5 protein-coding genes and 2 pseudogenes are annotated in these 5082 nt (G+C 64.5%); 2 read left to right on the top strand and 5 right to left on the bottom strand.

The genetic code is table 11. The features are described 5' to 3' along the window. The 4 genes and pseudogenes from SE91_RS37935 to ffh all read right to left on the bottom strand — a co-directional run. Nucleotides 1-113, bottom strand: a pseudogene (locus SE91_RS37935) (tRNA (guanosine(37)-N1)-methyltransferase TrmD); the annotation flags it as partial. Between the two features lie 127 nt (nt 114-240). Then, entirely contained in the window at nt 241-810 is a 570-nt protein-coding gene (rimM, locus tag SE91_RS31080; RefSeq protein ID WP_061850368.1) for a ribosome maturation factor RimM, read from the bottom strand. A gap of 9 nt (nt 811-819) precedes the next feature. Beyond that, nucleotides 820-1152 carry a 30S ribosomal protein S16 gene (gene rpsP, locus SE91_RS31075; RefSeq protein WP_061850367.1) on the bottom strand — a complete coding sequence of 111 codons (333 nt, stop codon included), beginning with the start codon at nt 1150-1152 and terminating at the stop codon, nt 820-822. 85 nt (nt 1153-1237) lie between these two features. Then, nucleotides 1238-2785, bottom strand: coding sequence for a signal recognition particle protein (ffh, locus tag SE91_RS31070; protein ID WP_061850366.1), 1548 nt, complete (start codon nt 2783-2785; stop codon nt 1238-1240). A gap of 309 nt (nt 2786-3094) precedes the next feature. On the opposite strand from ffh, the gene SE91_RS31065 reads away from it, so the two are divergent. Further along, nucleotides 3095-4159, top strand: coding sequence for an MBL fold metallo-hydrolase (locus SE91_RS31065; protein ID WP_061850365.1), 1065 nt, complete (start codon nt 3095-3097; stop codon nt 4157-4159). A 170-nt stretch (nt 4160-4329) separates the two neighbouring features. Continuing rightward, nucleotides 4330-4740, top strand: a complete 411-nt coding sequence (locus tag SE91_RS31060) for a hypothetical protein (protein ID WP_245318571.1) — start codon at nt 4330-4332, stop codon at nt 4738-4740. A gap of 202 nt (nt 4741-4942) precedes the next feature. Here the strand turns inward: SE91_RS31060 and SE91_RS37930 are convergent. Then, nucleotides 4943-5082: pseudogene (locus SE91_RS37930) on the bottom strand (SIMPL domain-containing protein); the annotation flags it as partial.

The raw sequence follows: 5082 nt of genomic DNA, 5'->3' as shown, positions 1-5082 counted from the left end.
TCCCAGATCCCGGCGGCAAGGGCCCGGCCGGCGAGGCTCACGCCGAGCGGCCCCGGAAACATCTCCGGAAACAGCGTCAGCACCGTCGCGCGCCAGGGTGAGGGGTTGGTCATTGGATCTCGGTTCTCGTCGTCCCGGACAAGCGCCACAAGCGCGCGCGTAGATTCGGGACCCATAGCCACCGCACTTCGTTTTGCGACCGCTGGAGCGGTCAGCTTAGCGAAAAATTTCAGCCTGTGGTCATGGGTCCCCGCCTTCGCGGGGACGCCTCGCGGAGGGAGCACCGTCAGGCTCCTCGCCTTCGTCCTCCCCCTCGACCTCCTGCGGTAGCGCGATCACCACGCGGCCGCCGGCGATGTCGACCTCCGGCACCACCGCGTTCGAGAACGGCAGTAGCATCGTGGTGCCTTTGGGCGGGGCGATCTCGATGATGTCGCCGGCGCCGAAATTATGGATCGCGAGCACGCGGCCGAGCGCGTCGCCGTCGGTGGTGACGGCGGCGAGCCCGATCAAATCGGTGTGGTAATATTCGTCCGCCTCGGTCGCGGGCAGTTTTTCGCGCGGGACGTAGAGCTCGATGCCGTTGAGCCGCTCGGCCTCATCGCGGGTCGTGACGCCCTTGAACGTCGCGACCAGATGATCTTTGGCCTCGCGTGCCGTCGCCAACTCGAACTGGCGCTTGCCGTCCTTGGCGAGCAGCGGACCGTAGCGCCTGACGGCAAAGGGATCTTCGGTGAAGGTCCACAATTTGACCGCACCGCGCACCCCATGCGCGGCGCCGATCCGCGCGACGCAGACCAGCGCCGACATGGCCCGACCTTACGATTTCGCGGCGGCTTCGGCCTGCGCCTTGCGCTCCTTGCGCGGCACGGCCTTCTCGGGGTTGTTGCGCGCTTCGCGCTTCTTGACGCCGGCGGCGTCGAGGAAACGCGATACGCGATCCGACGGCTGCGCACCCTTGGCGAGCCACGCCTTCACCTTGTCCATGTCGAGCTTGAGGCGGGTCTCGTTGTCCTTCGGCAGCAGCGGGTTGAAATAGCCGAGACGCTCGATGAAGCGGCCGTCGCGCGGAAAGCGCGAGTCGGCGACGACGACGTGATAGACGGGACGCTTTTTGGTGCCTGCGCGGGCGAGGCGGATGACGACGGACATTTAGTTCTCCTTCAAAGTACGTTTTGTTCGGTTGATTGGTATTTTCGCGCCGCGCGAGACCGTGCGATCCCTCGTGACGAATTTCTCATTTCTTCTTGCCCGGGAAACCGCCGAGGCCCGGCAGCGTCGGCTTGCCGCTCATCCCGGTCAGACCAGGAAGGTTCGGCAGGCCCTGGCGCAGGCCCGCGGGCAAATCCTTCGGCAGGTTCGGCAGGCCTTGTCCGCCGCCGCTTTGCATCTTCTCCTGCATCGCCTTCATCTCTTCGGGAGACGGCATCTTCATGCCACCGCCGAAGCCCATCGCCTGCGCGATGCCGGCGAGCGGGCCGCGCTTGCCGGAGCCCATCGCCTTCATCACGTCGGCCATGTTCCGGTGCATCTTCAGCAGCTTGTTGACGTGCTCGACGCTCTGGCCGCTGCCTGCCGCGATGCGCTTCTTGCGGCTTGCTTTCAACAGATCCGGATGACGGCGCTCGTCGCGCGTCATGGAATCGATGATCGCGACCTGCCGCTTCAAAATCTTGTCGTCGATGCCGGCCGCGGCGATCTGGTTCTTCATCTTGGAGATGCCGGGCATCATGCCCATCAGGCCGCTGATGCCGCCCATGTTCGACATCTGCAACAGCTGCTCGCGCATGTCGTTGAGGTCGAACTGACCCTTGCGCATGCGCTCGGCGGTGCGTGCGGCCTTCTCGGCGTCGATGTTGGCGGCGGCGCGCTCGACCAGCGAGACCACGTCGCCCATGCCGAGGATGCGGCCGGCGATACGATCGGGATGAAAATCTTCAAGTGCGTCAGTCTTTTCGCCGGTGCCGATCAGCTTGATCGGCTTGCCGGTGACCGCGCGCATCGACAGCGCGGCGCCGCCGCGGCCGTCGCCGTCGACACGTGTGAGCACGATGCCGGTGAGGCCGACGTGCTGGTCGAAAGAGCGCGCGAGGTTCACGGCGTCCTGGCCGGTGAGGCTGTCGGCGACCAGCAGCACTTCATGCGGATTGGCCGCGGCTTTGATCGCGGCCGCCTCCGCCATCATCTCTTCGTCGAGCGTGGTGCGGCCGGCGGTGTCGAGCAGCACGATGTCGTAGCCGCCGAGCTTGCCGGCTTCCAGCGCGCGTTTTGCAATTTGCGGCGGCTGCTGGCCGGCAACGATTGGCAAAGTGGGGATATCGAGATCGCGGCCAAGCACGGCCAGCTGCTCCATCGCCGCCGGACGATAGACGTCGAGCGAGGCCATCAGCACCTTGCGCTTGTCGCGCTGGACCAGGCGGCGGGCGAGCTTTGCGGTGGTGGTCGTCTTGCCGGAGCCCTGCAGGCCGACCATCATGATCGGCACCGGCGGCACGGAATTGACGTCGATGGTCTGGCCTTCGGCGCCGAGCGTGTTGATCAGCTCGTCATGGACGATCTTGACCACCATCTGGCCGGGTGTGACCGACTTGACGACGGTGGCGCCGATTGCCTGCTCGCGGACCCGCTCGGTGAAGCTGCGCACCACTTCGAGCGCGACGTCGGCTTCCAGCAGCGCGCGGCGCACCTCGCGCATTGCGGCGTCGACGTCCTTTTCGGTCAGCGCACCGCGCCCCGTCAGACGATCGAGAATGCCACCAAGCCGTTCCGACAGATTGTCGAACAATGCCGTTGTCCTTGTCCTGGTCGCCAGAAAGCGATCTTCCAAACACCATTACGCCCGAGGGCGCACAGCGCTGTCGGGCGTTGACCTCCGGCCTCGAGGGCCGGTCGGCGGGTCGAAAAGAAAGCCTTTCCGATGAAGTGGCGGGGTTAAACGCCGCTCACGCCCAAAAGTCAAGGAAAGTTAGGGTGCAAGGGCGCCTTTGCCAGGGCAAGATCCTGAAAACAGGACCGATTTGCCTGCCGGTTCCTTTTCCGAGGGTTCCACCCATATGAGAGGTCATGACCTGCCCTCGCTGCCATCGCTGAACCCGTGCCCATCACCCGCCGCCGCCTGTTCGGACTGCTTGCCGGGGCCGGTGCCTTGGTCGGCGCCTCATCCCTCTGGATCTCCCGCATGAAAACCTATGATGGCCCGGTTTCCGACCATTTCGACGGCCTGAATTTCTTCGATCCGGACGGGGCTCCGCCGAAATCGCTGCGAGAAGTGCTGCGATGGCAGTTCGGCGGCAAGCGGCAGCGCGCTGCATGGCCGGATTGGGCTCCCAGTCCCCATGCCGACACCCCGCCGGCACGCGTCGATGGCGACAAGGTGCGGCTGTCCTTCGTCGGCCATGCCAGCTGGCTGATCCAGACCGGCGGCCTCAACATCCTGGTCGATCCCGTCTGGTCGGAGCGGGTCTCGCCGGTCGCCTGGGCCGGGCCGAAACGGCACAACGATCCCGGCGTCGCCTTCGAGAAGTTGCCGAAGATCGACATCGTGCTGGTCTCGCACGGCCATTACGATCATCTCGACATCGCGACGCTGTCGCGGCTCACCAAGAATTTTGCCCCGCGCGTCGTCACCCCGCTCGGCAACGACGTCACGATGCGCAGCTGGGATTCCACGATCAAGGTGGAGGCGTTCGACTGGCACGACCGCGTCGAGCTCGGCGGCGGCATCGCCGTGCATCTGGTGCCGACGCGGCACTGGACCGCGCGCGGCCTGTTCGACCGCAACAAGGCGCTGTGGGCGAGCTTCGTATTGGAGACGCCGGCCGGGAAGATCTACGTGGTCTGCGATTCCGGTTATGGCGACGGCCGGCATTTCCGCCGCGTCGCCGAGAAGCATGGCAAGCTGCGGCTCGCGATCCTCCCGATCGGTGCCTACGAGCCGCGCTGGTTCATGCGCGACCAGCACATGAATCCGGAGGATGCAGTGAAGGCGCTGGCTGATTGCGGTGCGGAAGCTGCGCTCGGCCATCACCACGGCACGTTCCAGCTGACGGACGAGGCGATCGACGCGCCCGCCAAGGCGCTGGTGGAAGCGCTCGATGCGGCGAAGATTCCGCAGGAGCGGTTCGTCGCGATGCAGCCGGGGCAGGTGGTGGAGATTTAGCTCGTGTACCCATAGACCCGGCGGCGTGATGCGACGAGAGCAATGTCCGCTTTGCTCCCATGGCGACAAGTGCCTGCGGCTCTGCGCCGTTGAACCAGATAGCCCACGACGCAACAAACACCATGGGTTCGGTCGGAAGACCTTGATTGATCGATGGATGGAGCCGGCCTGTGGGATTTTTGCTGAGAATTGTGCTTGCAGCCGCTCTCGTGAACCTTGCTCCTGCCGTCGCCCAGGCGAAGAGCGCCGTCGCTTCTCCTGCCTTGCAGAAGGAGTTCGATGGCTTCATCGAGAAGTTTCGCGCGGCGCTGAAGGCAAACGATTCCGCCGCCGTCGCCGCTATGACACGATTGCCGTTCATGAACGACAACGCAATTCGCGACGCCGCGCAATTTGGCGCCAAGATCTATCGGACCTCGTTCACGGCGAAAAATCGCGCATGTATCCAGCGTGGCAAGGCCGTCTACGATCGCGATGATTACAAGAACGAAAGTTACTTCGTCTTCTGCGGCGAGCTCATCTTCGTCTTTAGCAAGACGCCGGCGGGGTTTCTTTTTACTGATATCAGCCCGAATGATTGATCAGGCAACAATGCTATCCACTGCTGCCGGACGTATGGTCGGTCGCCTCGCGCAGCGACACTGGATACGGCAATCTGAGCGATGGGCAGACTTAGCAACGGAAAGATTCGCCGCGAGTACGGCATGCGTGCTCAGTTCCTGCGAACGTGCTCGCAGGGACGATACCATTGGTGTTGCGGCGACGTGCCTCTTATGAACGGGGCTACTGCCCCGCCTTGATCGCCCAGCTCACATTCACCGTCACCGACAGCGTCTCCTCGCCCGGTGCGACGGCGGCCTGCGGCGCTGCGGCCATCGGCGATGCCATGCGACCCTTGAACAGCGGCACGGGGCCACCGCCCT

Origin of the sequence: Bradyrhizobium sp. DOA1, assembly GCF_001593325.1 — a bacterium.
Lineage (GTDB): Bacteria > Pseudomonadota > Alphaproteobacteria > Rhizobiales > Xanthobacteraceae > Bradyrhizobium.
Note: the sequence above shows the minus strand (reverse complement) of the source record. Positions and strands in the feature narration are given on the sequence as shown.